Origin of the sequence: Haematobacter missouriensis, assembly GCF_000740775.1 — a bacterium.
Taxonomy (GTDB): Bacteria; Pseudomonadota; Alphaproteobacteria; order Rhodobacterales; family Rhodobacteraceae; genus Haematobacter; species Haematobacter missouriensis.
Genome location: NZ_JFGS01000019.1, coordinates 26,080 through 44,566, shown reverse-complemented (window position 1 = coordinate 44,566; position 18,487 = coordinate 26,080). Strand labels below are relative to the sequence as shown.

The 18,487-nt window shown below is 66.1% G+C and carries 18 protein-coding genes; 12 read left to right on the top strand and 6 right to left on the bottom strand.

Annotation, left to right across the window (positions count from 1 at the left end; genetic code table 11):
* Window positions 1-20 precede the first annotated feature (20 nt).
* Complete coding sequence (locus CG51_RS12225; RefSeq protein ID WP_233141278.1) at window positions 21-1,172, bottom strand: phosphotransferase family protein; 1,152 nt, start codon at window positions 1,170-1,172, stop codon at window positions 21-23.
* A 458-nt stretch (window positions 1,173-1,630) separates the two neighbouring features.
* Between CG51_RS12225 and CG51_RS12220 the strand changes: the two genes are divergently transcribed.
* The 10 genes from CG51_RS12220 (at window position 1,631) to CG51_RS12175 (ending at window position 13,299) form a co-directional block, all read left to right on the top strand.
* Window positions 1,631-3,316, top strand: a complete 1,686-nt coding sequence (locus tag CG51_RS12220) for a class I adenylate-forming enzyme family protein (RefSeq protein ID WP_158212546.1) — start codon at window positions 1,631-1,633, stop codon at window positions 3,314-3,316.
* A gap of 13 nt (window positions 3,317-3,329) precedes the next feature.
* The gene (locus CG51_RS12215) at window positions 3,330-4,634 is read left to right on the top strand and encodes a 3-hydroxyacyl-CoA dehydrogenase (RefSeq protein WP_035745415.1); all 1,305 of its coding nucleotides are present in this window, start codon (window positions 3,330-3,332) and stop codon (window positions 4,632-4,634) included.
* On the top strand, window positions 4,634-5,410 hold the full coding sequence (locus tag CG51_RS12210) for an enoyl-CoA hydratase-related protein (RefSeq protein ID WP_035745414.1): 777 nt from the start codon (window positions 4,634-4,636) through the stop codon (window positions 5,408-5,410). The genes CG51_RS12215 and CG51_RS12210 overlap by 1 nt, the downstream gene beginning before the upstream one ends.
* 65 nt (window positions 5,411-5,475) lie before the next feature.
* Window positions 5,476-6,744 carry an acyl-CoA dehydrogenase family protein gene (locus CG51_RS12205; RefSeq protein WP_088239035.1) on the top strand — a complete coding sequence of 423 codons (1,269 nt, stop codon included), beginning with the start codon at window positions 5,476-5,478 and terminating at the stop codon, window positions 6,742-6,744.
* A 16-nt stretch (window positions 6,745-6,760) separates the two neighbouring features.
* Window positions 6,761-7,537: an SDR family NAD(P)-dependent oxidoreductase gene (locus tag CG51_RS12200; protein ID WP_035745462.1), complete on the top strand. Its 777-nt coding sequence runs from the start codon at window positions 6,761-6,763 to the stop codon at window positions 7,535-7,537.
* 2 nt (window positions 7,538-7,539) lie between these two features.
* Entirely contained in the window at window positions 7,540-8,319 is a 780-nt protein-coding gene (locus CG51_RS12195; RefSeq protein ID WP_035745413.1) for an SDR family oxidoreductase, read from the top strand.
* Window positions 8,320-8,348: 29 nt separating this feature from the next.
* Window positions 8,349-9,551, top strand: coding sequence for an acetyl-CoA C-acyltransferase (locus tag CG51_RS12190; RefSeq protein ID WP_035745412.1), 1,203 nt, complete (start codon window positions 8,349-8,351; stop codon window positions 9,549-9,551).
* A 12-nt stretch (window positions 9,552-9,563) separates the two neighbouring features.
* Window positions 9,564-10,751 carry an acyl-CoA dehydrogenase family protein gene (locus CG51_RS12185; RefSeq protein ID WP_035745411.1) on the top strand — a complete coding sequence of 396 codons (1,188 nt, stop codon included), beginning with the start codon at window positions 9,564-9,566 and terminating at the stop codon, window positions 10,749-10,751.
* A 3-nt stretch (window positions 10,752-10,754) separates the two neighbouring features.
* Window positions 10,755-11,825, top strand: a complete 1,071-nt coding sequence (locus CG51_RS12180; protein ID WP_035745409.1) for an acyl-CoA dehydrogenase family protein — start codon at window positions 10,755-10,757, stop codon at window positions 11,823-11,825.
* Window positions 11,826-11,850: 25 nt separating this feature from the next.
* Complete coding sequence (locus CG51_RS12175) at window positions 11,851-13,299, top strand: hypothetical protein (RefSeq protein WP_051930521.1); 1,449 nt, start codon at window positions 11,851-11,853, stop codon at window positions 13,297-13,299.
* A gap of 134 nt (window positions 13,300-13,433) precedes the next feature.
* On the opposite strand, the gene CG51_RS12170 is transcribed toward CG51_RS12175, so the two are convergent.
* The 3 genes from CG51_RS12170 to CG51_RS12165 form a co-directional block, all read right to left on the bottom strand.
* Window positions 13,434-14,120: a nitroreductase gene (locus tag CG51_RS12170; protein WP_233141277.1), complete on the bottom strand. Its 687-nt coding sequence runs from the start codon at window positions 14,118-14,120 to the stop codon at window positions 13,434-13,436.
* A gap of 67 nt (window positions 14,121-14,187) precedes the next feature.
* Window positions 14,188-14,316 (bottom strand): hypothetical protein, encoded by a 129-nt coding sequence (locus CG51_RS20955; protein WP_269845373.1) that lies wholly within the window; start codon window positions 14,314-14,316, stop codon window positions 14,188-14,190.
* Between the two features lie 133 nt (window positions 14,317-14,449).
* Entirely contained in the window at window positions 14,450-15,307 is an 858-nt protein-coding gene (locus tag CG51_RS12165) for an alanyl-tRNA editing protein (RefSeq protein ID WP_051930519.1), read from the bottom strand.
* A 117-nt stretch (window positions 15,308-15,424) separates the two neighbouring features.
* On the opposite strand from CG51_RS12165, the gene CG51_RS12160 reads away from it, so the two are divergent.
* A complete protein-coding gene (locus CG51_RS12160) occupies window positions 15,425-16,708 on the top strand; it encodes a solute carrier family 23 protein (protein ID WP_035745407.1) in 1,284 nt (427 codons plus the stop codon).
* Here CG51_RS12160 and CG51_RS12155 read toward each other — a convergent pair.
* Complete coding sequence (locus CG51_RS12155) at window positions 16,699-17,196, bottom strand: RES family NAD+ phosphorylase (RefSeq protein ID WP_035745406.1); 498 nt, start codon at window positions 17,194-17,196, stop codon at window positions 16,699-16,701. The two genes, CG51_RS12160 and CG51_RS12155, sit on opposite strands and share 10 nt — an antisense overlap.
* Window positions 17,193-17,663, bottom strand: a complete 471-nt coding sequence (parS, locus tag CG51_RS12150; RefSeq protein WP_035745405.1) for a type II RES/Xre toxin-antitoxin system antitoxin — start codon at window positions 17,661-17,663, stop codon at window positions 17,193-17,195. Before parS ends, CG51_RS12155 begins: the two co-directional genes overlap by 4 nt.
* 84 nt (window positions 17,664-17,747) lie before the next feature.
* On the opposite strand from parS, the gene CG51_RS12145 reads away from it, so the two are divergent.
* Window positions 17,748-18,473 (top strand): GntR family transcriptional regulator, encoded by a 726-nt coding sequence (locus tag CG51_RS12145; protein ID WP_233141276.1) that lies wholly within the window; start codon window positions 17,748-17,750, stop codon window positions 18,471-18,473.
* Window positions 18,474-18,487: the final 14 nt, after the last annotated feature.

The following is an 18,487-nucleotide window of genomic DNA, read 5'->3' as shown; positions in this document are numbered from 1 at the left end:
AGCCGGCGCCCGCGCTACGGTCAGGCCTTGCCTGCCTCATAAGCCCGCGCGATTTCCGCGCCGCGCTCGGCCACCAGGCGGGCACGCTCGCCATCCCTGACCGGATCGGCACTGGCGCTGCTGGCCGTGCCCTGCGCTGCCCGCGCCGCGACACCCTGCACGATGGCCGCATAGCGGAAGCAGTTGAAGGCAAGGAACACCGGCCAGTCGGGAATGTCCTTCCGCCCCGTCCGCTCGACATAGCGGGCGAGCATCTCCGCCTCCTGCGGCAAGCCCGCCGCGGGCAGATCGGGCGCCCCCGCCAGCGCGCCCGTCAACCGGTAGGGCAGGCAGAGATAGGCCAGATCGGAAAGCGGATGGCCGATGGTGGAAAGCTCCCAGTCCAGAATGGCAACCACCTGCGGTTTCTCCGGGTGGAGAACGGTGTTGCCGACGCGGAAGTCGCCATGGGTGATGGCGCTTTCCTCCTGCACGGAGGAGTGGGCGAGCAGCCAGTCCCGCAGCCAGTCCATGCCCTGATAGTCGAAATCCGCGGGCAGCGCCGATTTGGAGGCCTCATACTGCCCCGACCACCGGGCGGTCTGCCGCGCGAGATAGCCCTCCGGGCGGCCGTAATCCTGCAGCCCGCAGGCCCGCCAGTCGAGCTTGTGCAATTCCGCCAGCGTATCGACCAGTGAAAATGCGACCTCCCGCCTGTCCTCCCGCACGATCGGCGCCATGGCCGGATCGGGGATGATCCGCCCCTCGACGAATTCCATCAGAAAGAACTCCACTCCGATCACGGCGGGGTCGTCGCAATAGGCGATCATGCGAGGCGTGGGCACGGCTGTCGGGCCGAGTGCTTTCATGATCCGGTATTCCCGGTCCACCGCGTGCGCCTTCGGCAGCAGTTCTCCAGGCGGCTTCTTGCGCAGCACGAATCGCCGCCCGTCCGCCAGCCGGACTAGGAAGGTCGGGTTGGACATGCCGCCCTGGAACTGCAGCAGGCGGATGGGTCTCTCCGGTTCGTTCAGCGTCTGCGCGATCCATGCGGAAAGTGCCGCTTCGTCAAAACGATGCTTCGCGAGCGGCTCGATGAGCATGATGCCCGAAGGCTGCGGTGCCTGGGCCGCGAGCCGGTCCGTGGTGTCGCGCAATGGCGTCGCGCGTGCTGTGCTGTCCTGCGCCGTCATGTCCTGTGCCTCTGATGGCAGGCCCGCTGTCGGACCTGTGAGTGGGAGTCGGATCGCCCTGAGAGCGGTGTGTGTGTGAATGAGCCGGTCGTCATGACCTTTGCCGGGATGTGGCCGGGGTCGAGGCCCGCGCGGCAGCCTTGCGTGCTGTCGGTGACATGTTGCTCCCTCCTCTTCGCCGCGCAGTGTATGCGGCGGCCACGCGCCTGTTCCGGCGGCTCATGCCGCGACTGACAAATGTCAGGAATCACTTTAGGGGACCGGTTGACAGCCGTCAATCCGCTTCTCGCAACAAGGCCTTTTTGCCGAAATTACGGTGAGGCAAAGTTTTCTCTTGTCCGGTACGGGGTGGCTGTCGTAACCCTGACATGTGTCAGGAACGTCGCCCGCATCCCTGCGCTCTGGGGAGGGAGCGGATGCCGGGTCGGGTTCCTGAGCCCACTGCCTGGGAGGATGAGATGACCGAAGCCTTGCCGAGCCATGCCTCTGTCGCCGCGCGTCTGATCCGCGAGGACAGCCGTTTCGCGGTGGAGCGGAAACAGATCAACGGCACGGATTACACGGTCTTTGCCAACGCCCCCCCGAATGTCCGCGCGCTGTTCGAACAGGCGGAGGAGGCCTATGCGGGGCGCGAGATGCTGGTCGCGGGCGACCACCGCTGGACTTATGGAGAAGTCCGCCGGGAGGTGGCAGCTCTCGCCCATGCTCTCATCAGCCACCACGGGATAGGGCCGGGCGACCGGGTTGCCATAGGTTCGCGCAACCATGCAGAGATGATTCTGCTGGTCCTTGCGATCACCGCGACGGGGGCCAGCGTCGTTCCGCTGAATGCCTGGGGAAGCGGGGCGGAACTGCTCCGCGCCCTCAACGATTGCGGAGCGCGGCTTGTCTTTGCGGATGCCGAACGTTTCGCGCGGCTCGCCCCGGTGCTGCCGGAGGGGCTGACGCTCATCGGCATCCATGATGCGCCCGACACCTCCCGCTATGAGAGCATGCGCGCCTGCGCGCCGGTCTGGCCAGAGGTGGATATCGCGCCGGAGGCGGAGTTCGCGGTGATGTATTCCTCCGGCTCCTCGGGTGTGCCGAAGGGCGTCATACAGACGCATCGCAATGTCATCTCGGCAATCTGGAGCTGGTATCTGCTTCGGGTCATGGCGCCGGAGCTTGCTGTTCCCGTCCGTGCCCCGGCGATGCCTGCCTGGCTCATCATCTCGCCGCTGTTCCATGTCACCGCGCTTTACGCAAATTTCTTCCAGGGGTTGCAGACGGGGGCGAAGATCGTGCTCATGCCTCGCTGGAATGCCGATGAGGCCGTGGATCTGATCCGCGCCGAGGGCGTCACCCGCATCAGCGGCGTTCCGACGCAATCCGCCGATTTGGTCGAGACGGTGGAGCGGCGCGGGCTGACGCTGCCGTCGCTGGAAAACATCACCGGTGGCGGCGACAAGCGGCCCGCCGCACAGGTGGAGGATCTGCACCGCGTCTTTCCGGCAACGACCATCGCCATCGGCTGGGGCATGACGGAAACCTGTGCGCTGGGGATCAACCTTTCCGGCCCGGAATATCTTGAACACCCGGATGCGGCAGGGCGGCTGGCTCCTCCCGTTCAGGAGATGCGGATCGTCGATGACGCCGGCCGGGACGTGGCGCCGGGCGAGATGGGGGAGCTACTGATCCGCAGCCCCGCCGTGACCCCCGGTTATCTGAACGATGCCGCTGCCACTGCAGCCGTGCTCCGCGACGGATGGCTGCTGACCGGCGACCTCGCGCGCATGGGGCCGGAGGGGTTCATCCAGTTCTGCGGCCGCAAGAAGAGCATGATCGTGCGGGGCGGCGAGAATATCGCCTGCGCCGAGGTGGAAAACGCGATCTATGAACACCCCGCGGTGGAGGATGCCTGCGTCTTTGCCGTCCCCCATCCCCGGCTGGGAGAGACGGTGGGCGCAGCGGTGCATCTGCTGCCTGGCACCTCGCTGACGGTGGAGGAGCTGGCGGGGTTTCTCGCCCCCCTCGTCGCGCGTTTCAAACAGCCCGAGCGGCTCTGGGTGCTGGATGCGCCCCTGCCGCGCGGAGCCACGGAAAAGATCGATCGCAAGGTAATCCAGCGCCACTGCCTGTCGTTGCAGGCCGACGGCGCTCGCTGAGAAAGGCAGGACAATGGACAGACCCTCCCTGACGGATGTCGAAAGCTACGTGGCCCGTGCCACCCGCGAGGCAGCGGTGGTCGAAGGGCTGGACCCGGCAACCCCTCTCCGCCCGATCCGCCGCGTGGGCATCATCGGGGCAGGAACGATGGGCGGCGGCATCGCGATGAACTTCGCCACCGCCGGTATCCCCGTCACCATCGTGGAAACGGCGCAGGAGGCGCTTGACCGCGGCATCGCGCTGGTCCGCAAGAACTATCAGAACAGCGCCGACAAGGGCCGCTTCCCGCAAGCGGAGGTCGAGGCGCGCATGGCGCGCATCACCCCGGCGCTCGCCCTTGAGGAGCTGGCCGACTGCGACCTCATCATTGAGGCGGTGTTCGAGAACATGGACCTGAAGAAGCAGATCTTCGCCCGTCTGGATGCCATCGCCAGACCGGGCGCGATTCTCGCCACCAATACCTCCGCGCTGGATGTCGATGAGATCGCCTCCGCCACCTCCCGGCCCCGGGATGTGATCGGACTGCACTTCTTCTCCCCGGCCAACGTCATGAAGCTTCTGGAGATCGTCCGGGCGGATCAGACGGCGGACGATGTGGTCGCGACCTCCATGGATCTGGCGGGCCGGATCGGGAAGGTGCCGGTGCTTGTCGGCGTGTGCTACGGCTTCGTCGGGAACCGGATGCTGGCGGCGCGGCGGGAGCAGGCCAACAAGCTGCTCTACCGGGGCCTGATGCCCTGGGACATCGACGCGGCCATCACAGGCTTCGGCTTCAAGATGGGGCCCTATCAGATGTCGGACCTTGCCGGGTTGGACATCGGCTGGTCCAAGGGTGCCAAGACTGCGAACCCCATCCGCGACGCGCTGTGCGAAAAGGGGCGGCGCGGGCAGAAGACGGGGGGCGGCTTCTACGATTATGACGCCGCGCGCAACCGCAGCCCGTCGGAGGAGGCCGCGGCCATCATCCACGAGATCACCGGCGCCGCGCCGGCCACGCTTGCCGCGGAGGAGATCGTGGAGATGCTCATGGCCCCTATGGTCAACGAGGCGGTGAAGATCCTTGAGGAAAACAAGGCGCAACGCTCGTCCGACGTCGATGTGGTCTGGCTGAACGGCTATGGCTTCCCGGCGTCGAAGGGCGGGCCGATGTACTGGGCCGATCAGGTGGGTGCGGCGCGCATCCTTGCCCGGATGGAGGCACTGGGCGCCGAGGATCCGGTCTTTGCCCCGGCCGAATCGCTGCGGCAGCTGGCGGCGGAGGGCGGTCGTTTTCTGGACCTCGACCTCGGCGGTCTCAAAACGGGGGGGAGGGGTTGATGGACCTCGAATTCACGACAACGCGGCGGGAAGGGAATATCCTCGTCGTCACGATGAACCGACCCGACGTGTACAATGCCGTCCATGCGCCGATGCACCATGAAATGTCGCGCATCTGGGATGCGTTCGAGGCGGACCCGGAGCTCTGGGTCGCCGTGCTGACAGGGGCGGGCGACAAGGCCTTCTGCGCGGGCAATGACCTGAAATACACGGCGCAGGGCGGCAACATGAAGGGGCCGGACACTGGTTTCTCGGGCCTCTCCTCCCGCATCGATCGGCTGAAACCCATCGTCGCGGCGGTGAACGGCTTTGCCATGGGCGGCGGGTTCGAAACGGCGCTGGCCTGCGATGTGATCATCGCGTCCGAGAAGGCCCGTTTCGCGCTGCCGGAGGTGAAGGTGGGCTTCTTCGCCGCAGCGGGCGGCATCCAGCGGTTGAGCCGTGAGATCCCGCGCAAGCAAGCGGTGGAGATGTTCCTGACCGGCCGTCAGGTCGGCGCCGACGAAGGTGCGCGCATGGGTTTCGTCAACGAAGTCGTGGCCCACGAAAGCCTGATGGAGCGGGCGATGGAAGTGGCGGGAGAGATCGCCGCCGTTTCCCCCTCGTCCATCCGGGCCTCGCTCCGCGTGCTCCGGGCGATGGACGACATGGACAACCTTCAGACAAGCCTCCGTTACAGTCGTCAGGTGATGTCCGACCTGCGCGAGACCGAAGACTTCCGTGAAGGCGTCACCGCCTTCGTCGAGAAACGCAAACCGAACTGGGTGAACAGATGAACGCGATCGACACGAAAAAAAAGGCTGACAGTGCCGCATCGGAAGACATGCTGAACAACCTCGGCATGTCGGAAGGCGCGCGCCCCCTGCTGGCTCGCGTGGTGGAGCATATCCGCACCCACTGCGATCCGGCCTATGAGGAATACGAGCGTCTGGGCCGGACCCGCGCGGAGCGGTTCTCCTACGCGCCGGGGCAGCTCGAGATCCTCGCCGATCTGAAGGCGAAGGCCAAGGCCGCGGGCCTGTGGAACTTCTTCCTGCCGGATGCCGAGACGGGAGAAGGTCTGTCGAACCTCGACTACGCCTATATTGCCTTCGAACTGGGCAAGAACCCGCTCGCCTCCCAGTCGCTGAACTGCTCGGCGCCCGATACCGGCAACATGGAGGTGCTGGAGCGCGTCGGCACGCCCGCGCAGAAGGAACGCTGGCTGAAGCCGCTTCTGGCCGGCGAGATCCGCTCCGCCTTTGCCATGACCGAGCCCGATGTCGCCTCATCGGACGCCCGCAACGTGTCCATGCGCGCCGTGCTGGAAAACGGCGAATGGGTGATGAACGGCGAGAAGTACTATATCTCCGGCGCCGGCGATCCGCGGTGCAAGATCATGATCGTCATGGTCAAGACCTCTCCCGACGCCGAAACCTTCCGCCAGCAGAGCCAGATCCTCGTTCCCATGGACACGCCCGGCGTGGAAATCCTCGGGCCGATGAATGTCTTTGGTCACGATGACGCGCCGCATGGGCACATGCATCTGCGCTTCACCGATGTGCGGGTGCCGGAGGAGAACATCCTCTGGGGTGAGGGGCGCGGCTTCGAGATCAGCCAGCTCCGCCTCGGGCCGGGCCGTATCCACCACTGCATGCGCTCCATCGGTGCCGCCGAGAAGGCGCTCGACCTGATGATCGCGCGCGGCCTCTCGCGCGAGGCGTTCGGCAAGCGGATCATCGACCTCGGCAAGAACATGGAGACGATCAGCCGCTCCCGCATCGAGATCGAGGCCATGCGGCTCATGGTGCTGAAGGCGGCGCGCGCGATGGATGTGCTGGGCAACAAGGAGGCGCGCATCTGGGTCTCCATGGCCAAGGCGATGGTGCCGGAGCGCTGCTGCAAGATCATCGACGATGCGATGCAGGTTCATGGCGCGACCGGCGTGAGCCAGTGGACCGACCTGCCGGAGATGTACATGAAGCAGCGCACGCTCCGCCTCGCGGATGGGCCGGACGAGGTGCACCACGCCGTCGTCGCCCGCGCCGAGCGCAAGGCGTTCGAGGAGTCCAATGCGCGCCGCGCCGCCGCAGCCAGCCGCCGCGCCGGCGGCATGTTCGAAGGGCCGTGAGATGAAGGACCAGCAGATGGAACGGGGCTTGTTCGACCTGACCGGCAAGGTGGCGCTGCTGACCGGCGCCTCGCGCGGGATGGGGCGGCAGATGGCGGAAGCGCTGGCGCGGCAGGGGGCGACGGTTGTCATCTCCGCCCGCAAGCAGGAGCAACTGGATGCGGCGGCGGCGGAGATCAACGCCGCCATCGGCGAGACGCGGGTTTACGCCGTCGCCGCCAATGCCGGGCGCAAGGAGGATCTGGAGCGGCTGGTGGAAGAAACCCACCGGCTCGCCGGGCCGATCGACATCGTGATCGGCAATGCCGGGGTGAACCCGCATTACGGCCCGATCGGGGAAATCCCCGATGAGACCTACAACAAGATCATGCAGACCAACGTCCAGTCGAACCTGTGGCTGGCACGGCTCGTGGCGCCCGATATGGCCGCCAAGGGGTCTGGCTCCATGATCTTCACGGCGAGTGTGGGAGCGTTGAAGCCGTCGCCCACGCTTGGCACCTACGGGATGTCCAAGCTTGCGCTGATCGGTCTGGTGCGGAACCTCGCGCTCGAATACGGGCCGCAGGGCATCCGCGCGAACGCGATCTGCCCCGGCGTGGTCAAGACGGAGTTCGCCCGCGCCCTCTGGGACAGCGAGGCGGGGGAGGAGCGCGCGCGGACACAGGTGCCGCTCCGCCGCTTCGGCCAGCCGGAGGACTTCGCGGGTGTGGCGGTGTTCCTCGCCTCCGACGCCAGCAGCTACATGACCGGGCAGGCGCTGACGCTCTGCGGCGGCACCAACATGTGGAGTTGAGCATGGACGTTCAGGGTAAGGTCGTCGTCGTCACCGGCGCGGCGGGGGGGATCGGCCGGGCGCTGGCCCTCGCACTCGCCGAGGCCGGGGCGGCCCATGTCGTCTGCGCCGATATCGACGCGGAGGGCGCTCGCCAGACGGCGCAGGCCATCGGCGGAACCGCGATGGCGGTGGACATGGCCAGCGATGCCGATATCCGCCGCCTCGTCACGGAGACGGAGCGCGACCTCGGCCCCATCGCGCTGTTCTGCGGCAACGCAGGCATCATGGCGCGCGGCGGCGAGGAACTGCCCGACGAGGTCTGGCAGCGCATGTGGGACGTGAATGTCATGGCCCATGTCCGCACCGCCCGCGTTCTTCTACCGCTGATGCGGGAGCGGGGGGCGGGGCATTTCCTCATCACCGCTTCCGCTGCGGGGCTGCTCAACCAGGTGGGTTCGATGCCCTACGGGGTGACGAAACACGCGGCGGTCGGCCTCGCCGAATGGCTGGCGCTCACCTATGGCGACGATGGGATCGGCGTCACCATCCTGTGCCCGCAGGCCGTTCGCACGGCGATGACGGCTGGGCGGGAAATGGGCGTGGCCAGCATCGACGGCATGCTGGAGCCTGCGGAGGCTGCTGCAGTCGCGCTCAAGGCTGTGGCGGAGGGGCATTTCCTTGCCCTGCCGCACCCGGAGGTGCTGGGCTACATGCGCCGCAAGACCGAAGATTACGACCGCTGGATCGGCGGTATGCGCAAACTCAACCGTCAGTTCAGTCCGCGCGCGAAAAGCGCCTGACGGCATCACAGGATACAGGGGAGAAGACAATGCGCGAGGCGCTCATCGTTTCCACGGCACGCACGCCGATCGGCAAGGCCTTCCGGGGCGCGTTCAACAACACTCAGGCGCAGGAGCTGATCGGCCATGCGGTCAAGAACGCGGTCTCCCGTGCCGGGCTGGAAGGCGGCGAGATTCAGGACAGCGTGATCGGCTGTGCCATCCAGCAGGGCTCCACCGGCGGCAACATAGGCCGTCAGGCGGTGATCCGTGCCGGACTTCCGACCTCCGTCGCGGGGATGTCGATGGACCGGCAATGCGCGAGCGGCATGATGGCTATTGCCACCGCCGCCAAGCAGGTCGTCCATGACGGGATGGAGATCGTCATCGGCGGGGGCGTCGAATCCATCAGCCTCGTGCAGAACCAGAACATGCGGCAGGACCGGCGCACCGATCCGTGGATCGTGGAACATGTGCCGGACCTCTACATGTCCATGCTGGAGACGGCGGAGATCGTCGCCGACCGTTACGGCATCAGCCGCGACGATCAGGACGCCTACGCGCTCCGCTCCCAGCAGCGCACGGCGGCGGCGCAGCAGGCCGGCCTGTTCGACGACGAGATCGTGCCCCTGACCTCCACCATGGCCGTGGTGGACAAGGAGACGAAGGAAGTTTCCTACCGCGAGGTGACGCTGGAGCGGGACGAAGGCAACCGCCCCTCCACAACGCTGGACGACCTCACCTCGCTTAAACCGGTGTTCAAGGACGGGCTGAAGGTCAAGGAAGGCCACAACATCACCGCGGGCAACGCCTCGCAGCTCTCGGACGGGGCCTCCGCCGTCGTCATCATGGAGGGCAAGGAAGCCGAGAAACGCGGCGCGCAACCGCTGGGCCGCTATGTCGGCGTGATGGCCGCCGGGCTGGACCCCGACGAGATGGGCATCGGCCCGGTCTATGCCGTGCCGCGGCTGCTGGAAGCGCATGGCCTGACCATGGACGATATCGGCCTTTGGGAGCTGAACGAGGCCTTTGCCTGCCAGGTGCTCTACTCCGCCCGGAAGCTCGGCATCCCGGAGGACCTGCTCAACGTCAACGGCGGCGCGATCTCCATCGGCCATCCCTATGGCATGTCGGGCGCGCGGATGGTCGGCCATGCGCTGATCGAGGGCAAGCGGCGCGGCGCGAAATACGTCGTCTGCACCATGTGCGTCGGGGGCGGCATGGGCGCGGCCGGCCTCTTTGAAGTGCTCTAGGGGAGCGATCGCATGGACCTGTCTTTCAGCCCCGAGGAGCTCGCCTTCCAGCAGGAAGTGCGCGATTTCCTTGCCTCCCATCTGCCGGAGCATATCTCCGCCGCCGTCCGCTCGGGCGTGGAACTGCCGCGCGAGATCTATCAGGAGTGGCACGAGATTCTCGGCCGCAAGGGCTGGCTCTGCACGAGCTGGCCCAAGGAATACGGCGGCCCCGGCTGGACGCCTGTCGAGCGCTACCTGTTCGACGTGGAATGCAGCCGCGCCCATACGCCGCGGATCGTCGCCTTCGGCCCGCACATGCTCGGCCCGGTGATCCAGGAATTCGGCAACGACCGGCAGAAGGCGGAGATCCTGCCCCCCATCGCCTCGGGCGAGGTCTGGTGGGCGCAGGGATATTCCGAACCCGGTGCCGGGTCGGACCTTGCCAGCCTCAAGACCCGCGCGGTCAGGGACGGGGACCATTACGTCGTCAACGGCCAGAAGACCTGGACCACGCTCGGCCAGCATGCCGACAGGATCTTCTGCCTCGTGCGCACCTCTACGGAGGGCAAGCCCCAGCAGGGGATCAGCTTCCTGCTCATGGACATCGACACCCCCGGCATCGAGGTGCGCCCGATCCGGCTGATCGAAGGGGGCCATGAGGTCAACGAGGTGTTCTTCGAAAACGTCCGCGTGCCTGTGGAAAACCTCGTCGGCGAGGAGAACAAGGGCTGGACCATCGCCAAGTTCCTGCTGACCCATGAGCGGACCAATATCGCGGGCGTCGGCACCTCCATGCAGGCGCTGGCGGAAGTGAAGGATCTTGCCCGGCAGATGAAGCGCAACGGGCGCCCCCTGATCGAGGATCCGCTGTTCGCCGCCCGTATCGCGCGGGTGGAGGTCGATCTGGAGGCGATGAAGATCACCAACCTCCGCATGCTCTTCCAAGCCCAGAAGCAGGGCCATCCGGGGCCGGAGACCTCCATCCTCAAGATCAAGGGGACGCAGGTGAACCAGGAGCTGCGCGACCTTGCGCGCCGTGCGCTCGGTCCGGTGGCAGCGCCCTTCCCGGGCCAGATGACGGAGACGAACCTGCTCTTCGGCCCGGCGGACACGGAACACAATGCGGCAATCTACTTCAACAACCGCAAGACTTCCATCTTCGGTGGATCGAACGAGATCCAGCGGAACATCCTGACCAAGACCATGCTGGGGGTTTGAGCGATGAATTTCGATCTGACCGAAGACAGGCAGATGCTGTCGGAAAGCCTGAACCGCTATCTGGCTGACCGCTACAGCCTGAAGGACCGCAACCGCATCGCCCATGAGGCGCCGTTCAGTGACCCCGAACGCTGGGGAGAGATGGCAGAGCTGGGCATCCCCGGCGCGCTCGCGACGGAGAAGGACGGCGGCTTCGGCGGCGCGGGCTTCGACATCACCGTGGTGTTCGAGGCGCTCGGCCGCCACCTCTGCCCCGAGCCGCTCCTCGGCACGCTGCTGGCGAGCCTCCTGCTCTCGGCTGCCGGAGCGGATCAGTCCGGGCTGGTGGACGGTTCCATCCGCTACGCCGTGGGCCTGTCCGAGATCGACGCGCCCTATGGCCTTGCCGGGACCGCCGCCACGGCGCGGAAGCAGGGGGAGGGGTATCGCCTTTCGGGCCGCAAGTCCGCCGTCTACGGCGGGCAGGTGGCGGACGTGTTCCTGATCGTCGCCCTGCTTGATGGAAAGCCTGCGGTGTTCAGCGCCGCGGCGGCGGACGTGAACGTCATCTCTTACGGGATGATGGATGGCGGCGGTGCGGCGGAACTGCTGCTCGACGATACCCCGGCCACGCTTCTGCTCGCGGATGCCGGGGCCGCGCTGACATCGGCTGTGGCCGCGGGGCAGGTCGCGCTTTGCGCGGAGGCGGTGGGCGCGATGACCGCCGCCTATGACCTGCTGCTCGACTATCTCAAGACCCGCCGCCAGTTCGGCACCACCATCGGCAGCTTCCAGGTGCTTCAACACCGCACCGTGGACCTGCTGGCGGAGATCGAACAGGCGCGCTCCATCACCATCGCTGCAGCCGCGGCGCTGGACGGCGCGGAGGCGCGGCTGAAATCCGCCATGGCCAAGAACCTGATCGGGCGCGCGGCAAGGCTGGTGGCGGAGGAGACCGTGCAGATGCACGGCGGCATCGCCATGACCTGGGAATATGCCGCCTCCCATTACGCCAAGCGGCTCGTCATGCTGGACCATCAGCTTGGCGATACCGATCACTGCCTTGAGATCGTGATGCAGTCCTACGCCGCCTGAGGGCGGTTCCTGTCGGGGGAGAGAGATGGCGGTCGCAAGCAGGCTCTTTGCGGGCCCGGCCAGCAGGCCGATATCGCTCGACCCCGGCAGGATCAGCGCGATTGTCCTCATCGCGCTGATCTTTGCCGTGCTGGGAGAGGCGGTGTTCCGATCAGACTTGCTGCGGCAGGCCGCGCGGGTGCTGCTGATTGCCTATCTCGCGCTCGAATGGCGGGGCATTCAGCGCACCGGACGGGCGATGATCGCCGTCGCCGGGGCGCTTACCGTCGCGGGGGGCGTGCTCACCGCCGATCCCGGAGCGGCCATCGGGCGGGCGCTGGACCAGGCGGCCTTCTTCGCGACCTTCTTTGCCAACCAGTTCTTCCTGCGGGAGCCGGCGCGCACCTCGCCGCTCGTCCGCCGCTCCGCTTCCTTCTTCATCGACCAGCCGCCCGCGCGGCGCTACGGCCTTCTGACGCTGGGCGGGTTCCTGTTCGGCATCATCCTGAACATCGGGGTGCTAAGCCTGCTGGGACTGATGATCCGCCGCTGGCTTTCGGCGGCGGGCGGAAGTGCTGCGATCCGCGCGGTGAGGGAGCGGCGGATGGTGCTGGCCGTGCTGCGCGGCTTTGCCGTGGCGCCGCTCGGCTCCCCCATTTCCATGGTAATGGCCGTGGTGCTTTCCGTCATGCCAGGGCTGTCGTGGACCACGGTCTTTCCGCTCGGGCTAATGACGGCGGCGCTGCTCCTCACGCTCGGTTGCGTGCAGGATCGGCTGGAGGCTCCGCGCCAGACCGTGCCGGTCGTCGTCACCAGCGGCGCGCGGGATCCGATGGCGCTGCTGGGCATCGTCGGCATCGTACTGGGCGTCTTCGTGCTGGCGGTGGGTATCGAATTCGCCGCCGACATCCCGCTGGCCCGTGCCGTGCTGGTTGCCGTGCCGCTCGCGGGGCTGATCTGGCTCGGCTGGCAGCATCGCCGTTTCGGCCCGGTGCGGGGGGTGCGGCTTGTTTCTCGCCGGCTGGTGCGCGAAGGAGCGCGGCTTTTTCCCCGTTACCGCACTGAAATCGCGGTGCTCTCTTCTGCCGGCTTCATCGGGACGCTGTTCTCTCTCCTCATCCCGCAGGGGCGGCTTGCGGTGCTTCTTCTGCACCTGCCGGTGCCGCTGATGTTCCTGCCGGGACTGCTCACCGTGCTGGTCGTGGGGCTGTCCCTGATCGGGGTGAACCCGATCGTGAGCGTGACGATCTTCGCCTCCGCCTTTCAGGGCGTGCCGGATGCGGGGATTCCCGCCGCCGTGCTGGCGCTCGCGCTGATGGCGGGCTGGGCGCTCGGGGTGAATGCCTCACCACTCACCGCCTCCGCCATGATCATCGCTGATATGGTGGACCGCACCGCGCGGGAGGTGACGCGGGATTGGAATGGGCGCTACGTGAGGCGGGCACTCCTGCTGATGGCGGTCTGGCTGGCGGGGCTGACGGTTTTTCTTGGCTGATCTGAGGACTTCTGAAAAAGCCTTTCAGGCCGCCTGAGCGGAAATTTCTTCGTATCTGGACCAAATTCGACCGGAAATCTGCATTGCCGGTCGTTCCCAGCCGATTTCCGGAGACAGGATGCTTCAGGACTTTCTCAGCGTTCTGCCAAGGAATTGACGAAGCGGGTGAAGGACGAGGCAGGCACACGGGACACCGGAAAACGGTTTTCCGGTGCGGCGGCATCGGCGACGCCGAGCGCCATGCCGCAGATCACCTGCCGCTCCGCCGGGATCGACAACAGGTCCGAGATGAGGCCCGGATAGCGCGCGAATGCTGCCTGAGGGCAGGTATCAAGTCCAAAGGCCCTTGCCGCGATCATGATGTTTTGCAGGAACATCCCAAGATCGAGCCAACTCCCGATCTCCATGTCGCGATCAAGCGTAAAGATAAGCCCGACGGGAGCGCCGAAGAAGCGTAGGTTGCGGGCGTTCTGTCGCGCCATTGCCAGCTTCTCGCCTCGCTCTATGCCCAGCGAAGTGTAGAGTGCCCACCCTACCTCGCGCCGCCGCGCCAGATAGGGTTCTCTCCATGTGCGGGGATAGTAGTGGTACTCGGGATCACCAGCGCCGCCCGAAAGCTCATGCGCCTCAAGCGTCGCACCGAACGTCTGGAGCGCTTCGCCCTTCAGCACGATTACCTGCCAAGGTTGAATATTCGAACCCGATGGCGCGCGGGCGGCAGCGGTCAGGATGCGCTCGATCGTCTCATCGGTAATTTCCGTCGGGCAGAAGGCGCGAATCGAACGCCTGCCTTCGACTGCCTCAAGAACGGTGTCATTCACTTCGTGCATCCGTTGCCCACCCAATCGAGGGAAGGCTAACTCATCGCAAGCCCGTCAGGCAATCGCTTCAGATTTCATAATCCAGATCGCCGATGCAGGCCATTTCCGGCTCATCCGGGACGACCTTGCGGTGGGATTTTACGAGTTTCGGGGTAACAGGCTTACCTTTGAGGGACTTCTTCAAGACAACTGTCATGGCGATTCCTCCATTGCTCACCACAACCCTACGCCCATTTTTCCGTTAGCGCAAACATTTAATGCTAGCGATAACGGTTTCCTGTGGTCCGGGGCGGCGGCCAAACCGGAAGCCCTGCGTCTGAAAAAGCCGCCTAGGGCCCGACCTTCACATCCATGATGAAGCCGTCGTCAGACGGGGTCAGGTCGATGGAGATCGGTCCGATCGCCCGCGGATCAAGCGTGTGGACACCGCCGCAGGGGATATCGATCGTACCGTCATCGAGAGTCGCCCGCCACGTCCGCCGGCCGGAGAGCGCGTCCTCACCCGGAAGCACCTCGAGCCGCCGAATCCTGCCCAGCATGGCATTGGCCTCCGTCGCAATGGCATTTGCGAGGCCGGCGCTGTCCTCCCGGAAACGCTCGGCGTCAAACCCGGCCTTCCGCGCGCTCTTGCCGATCCGGTAGGTCTCCCGACTGCCGTATGGCGAGATGCGTGAAGCGGCGATGAGCTTCTGGTCGGTGTTGGGGTGACCCTGCCCATCCTCCGCAATCGTCTTTTTCCAATAGGGGGCGAGCACCCGGTTGAGGGCTAGGGCGGCTATGTGCGCCGCAGTATGGCCGGTGGCCAGCGCGTCGCGGCTTGCCGGATCGACACGGAGAGTGACTTCCATCCCCTCCACCAACGCCGATGCGTCGCCGACGACATGGCCGACCTCAAGCGCCACACCTTCCGCTCCGCGCGGTGTGGAGGCGGGATCGACGACAGCGCCGTCGGCCAGCACGATCGCCTCGGGCACCTCCAGCGTCACGCCTCCCGCAAGCATCATGCCGCGGTCCGACGGCTGATCGGACCACCACGGATCGACGGGGTGGAAGGGGGTGCGGTCGGTGACGACCGCGCTCCGGCCATCGGCCAGCGGCAGGATGCGGAGGACGGTCGCGGTCTCCTCCAGCCTGCCTGCGGGAAAGGTGACATGTGTGTCCATGCCGCCGATATAGCGCAGCGTCATGAGGCGTCAGCCCCCCACCCCTCTTTGCACCCGACACCAGGCTCTTTATCTGCATCGCGCCGATGTGATCAGAATCGCCGGGGCCGCCGCGCGACCCTCGCCCGAACGGAGTCCGCGATGAGCTACTTCCCGAAATGGCCCCTGACCCGCAATACCGTCGTCCTGCCGGACGAGCGTCTGTCCTGGGGTGCGACGGTGCCCATGGGGGTCCAGCATCTGCTAGCGATGTCCGGCTCCACCATCCTCGCGCCCCTGCTGATGGGGTTCGACCCGAACCTCGCGGTGCTGTTCTCGGGCATCGGCACGCTGATCTTCTTCGTGCTGACGGCGGGCCGGCTGCCGAGCTATCTTGGCTCCTCCTTCGCCTTCATCGCGGTGGTGATCGCGGTGACGGGCTATGCCGGGACGGGGCCGAACCCGAATGTCGGCCCGGCCCTGGGCGGGATCATCGCGGCAGGCGCGCTCTATGCGCTGATCGGGCTGATCGTCATGGCGGTGGGCACCGGCTGGATCGAGCGGTTGATGCCGCCCGCGGTGACGGGGGCCATCGGCGCCGCCATCGGCCTGAACCTCGCACCCGTGGGGGTGAGCAGCCTTCAGGGCAGCGGGCCTCACATGATCGCAGCGCTGCTGACGCTGGTCTCCGTGGCGCTGTTCTCAACCTATGGGTCCATCGTGACGCGCCGGGTCTCCATCCTGCTTGGAATCGCGGTGGGTTATCTCGCGGTGCTCATCATGGGGAACGGCTTCGGCTGGCTGCCGCCGGTCGATTTTTCCGAGCTGGCCGCCGCGCCCTGGGTGGGCATCCCGACCTTCCACAGCCCGACGTTCAGCCTCTCCGCCATGAGCCTCATCGCGCCGGTCGCGCTGATCCTCGTCGCGGAGAACCTCGGCCATATCAAGGCGATCGCGGCGATGACGGGGCAGAACATGGACCGCTACATCGGGCGCGGCTTTCTGGGCGACGGGATCGCCACGATGGTTTCCGGCTCCGGCGGCGGAACGGGTGTCACCACCTATGTGGAGAACATGGGCGTCATGGCGGTGACCAAGGTGTTCTCCACGCTGATCTTCGTCGTGGCGGCGGTGGTGGCCATCGCGCTCGGCTTCTCACCGAAGTTCGGAGCGCTTCTGCGGACCATTCCCGCGCCGGTGCTGGCGGGGCTGGGTGTCGCGGTGTTCGGGCTGATCGCGGCCGCGATGATCCGGCTCTGGGTGGACAACCGTGTCGATTTCTCGGACCCGCGCAACCTGTTCACGGTGGGGATCACACTGATCTTCGGAGCGGGGGATTTCTCCTTCTCCATTGGCTCCTTCACGGTCGGTGGGATCGGCACCGCGACCCTGGCGGCGCTCATCATGTATCAGCTTCTGGGCATCGGCAGGCGCGATCAGGACTGAAGCCGCGGATCCAGCGCAAAGCGTTCCTGCGTGATGTCCGTCATCATGTCCGCCGTCACCGCTCCGGCGGTGAAGATCACGTTCCAGCTGTGGCGGGAGACCGCGCTCGGGATCAGGATGAGGCGATGCGCGGCCAGCAGGGCGTCACCAAAGGTCTGCTGATTGCGGTTCGGCGTGACGGGAGAAAGCCAGTTGGGGTTCGGCACATCCTGCGGCAGGACCACATGAACCGCGGTCGGGTCGATCCGGGCGGAGGTGAGCATGTGCGGTTCCGTGTCGAGGACGCGGAACCCCTTGTGAACTGCCACTTCCAGCACCGCAGTGGCCGGGTCGAGCGAGGCATAGACCGCCCTTACGCCGGGAGAGTTCCATCGTCCGCCCACGCGGAAACTACCCTCCCCCGTCGCCCAGCCGGGCGCATGGATGGCACGGTCCAGCCGCCAGAGCCGTATTTCCCCCGTCCCGAGCGGCGGGGGCAGTGGCGTCACGTATAGACCCCGTAGTCAATGCGGGTCAGGTAGTCCTCGACCGCCTCCACGCCCACGGACGTGGCCAGCAGGTCTATGGGGCGGCGGTTGTCCAGCCCAAGAGCGGGGGCGCTTATCCATTCCTCCGCCGCTTCACGGGAGCCGAAGATCTCCCCTGCACGGCCGAGGATTTCGGCGAATTTCCACGTCCGGCTGCTTTGCTCCGTGTTCAGGACGCGTTCGCCTTCCTCCCGCTTGCGGCGCTGGAGCGTGCGCGTGCTGATGCCGATGGCCTTCTCCAGCGCTGCATCGGAGCCGAGGAAACTGACCTCCCGTGTCAGGTGGACGAGGGCGGAGGAGGGCAGTCCCCGCATCAGCAGGTCATGGGCCTCAAGGCTCGTACGGACCGGTCGGCGTATGGTGCGCTGCCCGCCGAGCAGGGCATAGGTCCGCTCGATGTCGTGTTCGATGGGGGCCAGTTCATTCATGTGAGTCTCCCCGGGACGACATGTGTCGCAAATAATATGACAGTTGACGGACCTTGTTTCAAGTCTCTCGACAGGGGTGGCATTATGATGCATCATGATCCGATGGCACCCCTTCCCATTCCCGATCACGAGAGCCTTGGCGGCGCGGTATACGCAATGCTCTGCGACGGGCTGATGAAGGGCCAGTTCCAGCCAGGTGATCGTCTTCGCATCCGGGAGCTGGCGGAGCAGCTTGGCACCTCCGTCACCCCGGTGCGGGACGCGATCCTTCGGCTTGCGCATGACGATGCAGTGGTGTTCCGTTCGCCCCGTGACATCCGCATCCCGGCCATCACCGCGGCCCGCTACCGGGAAATCCGTGACATGCGGCTGCGGCTGGAGGCATTGGCAGCGGAAGCCGCAGCGCTGGCGGCGACGCCGGACGACATCCGTCATCTCGAAAAAAACTTGCGGGACAATGAAAGCGCGCTCCTGTCCCATGATAGAAGAGCGGCCACCACGCTCAACCAGTCCTTCCATTTCCTGTTGCCGCAGATCGCGGGAATGCCGGTTCTGCAGGGCGTGCTGCGCCGCCTCTGGCTCCAGATGGGACCGCTGATCGCCGATAGCTATGACGCGGGCGGGCGCGCGATGATCGACCACCACTATCCCGTCGTCGATGCGATCCGGCGGCGGGATCCGGCGGGGGCGGCGGTCGCTATCATGAGCGACATCACTCTTGGCGGCGCAGCCATCGCCGCGCGTGTGGGGCAGGCGACGGAATCATTGCTCCCGCCGAGTGCCACCAATATGATGCATCAAAATACCTGAGGTGCCACCGTGAC

Bases quoted from the DNA above. Each gene is read 5' to 3' on its own strand.
- CG51_RS12225 (WP_233141278.1), bottom strand. From the start codon at position 1,172: ATGACGGCGCAGGACAGCACAGCACGCGCGACGCCATTGCGCGACACC.
- CG51_RS12160 (WP_035745407.1), top strand. From the start codon at position 15,425: ATGAGCTACTTCCCGAAATGGCCCCTGACCCGCAATACCGTCGTCCTG.
- CG51_RS12215 (WP_035745415.1), top strand. From the start codon at position 3,330: ATGGACAGACCCTCCCTGACGGATGTCGAAAGCTACGTGGCCCGTGCC.
- CG51_RS12175 (WP_051930521.1), top strand. From the start codon at position 11,851: ATGGCGGTCGCAAGCAGGCTCTTTGCGGGCCCGGCCAGCAGGCCGATA.
- CG51_RS12145 (WP_233141276.1), top strand. From the start codon at position 17,748: ATGATGCATCATGATCCGATGGCACCCCTTCCCATTCCCGATCACGAG.
- CG51_RS12195 (WP_035745413.1), top strand. From the start codon at position 7,540: ATGGACGTTCAGGGTAAGGTCGTCGTCGTCACCGGCGCGGCGGGGGGG.
- CG51_RS20955 (WP_269845373.1), bottom strand. From the start codon at position 14,316: ATGACAGTTGTCTTGAAGAAGTCCCTCAAAGGTAAGCCTGTTACCCCG.
- CG51_RS12205 (WP_088239035.1), top strand. From the start codon at position 5,476: ATGTCGGAAGGCGCGCGCCCCCTGCTGGCTCGCGTGGTGGAGCATATC.
- CG51_RS12220 (WP_158212546.1), top strand. From the start codon at position 1,631: ATGACCGAAGCCTTGCCGAGCCATGCCTCTGTCGCCGCGCGTCTGATC.
- CG51_RS12180 (WP_035745409.1), top strand. From the start codon at position 10,755: ATGAATTTCGATCTGACCGAAGACAGGCAGATGCTGTCGGAAAGCCTG.
- parS (WP_035745405.1), bottom strand. From the start codon at position 17,663: ATGAATGAACTGGCCCCCATCGAACACGACATCGAGCGGACCTATGCC.
- CG51_RS12200 (WP_035745462.1), top strand. From the start codon at position 6,761: ATGGAACGGGGCTTGTTCGACCTGACCGGCAAGGTGGCGCTGCTGACC.
- CG51_RS12190 (WP_035745412.1), top strand. From the start codon at position 8,349: ATGCGCGAGGCGCTCATCGTTTCCACGGCACGCACGCCGATCGGCAAG.
- CG51_RS12210 (WP_035745414.1), top strand. From the start codon at position 4,634: ATGGACCTCGAATTCACGACAACGCGGCGGGAAGGGAATATCCTCGTC.
- CG51_RS12185 (WP_035745411.1), top strand. From the start codon at position 9,564: ATGGACCTGTCTTTCAGCCCCGAGGAGCTCGCCTTCCAGCAGGAAGTG.
- CG51_RS12165 (WP_051930519.1), bottom strand. From the start codon at position 15,307: ATGACGCTGCGCTATATCGGCGGCATGGACACACATGTCACCTTTCCC.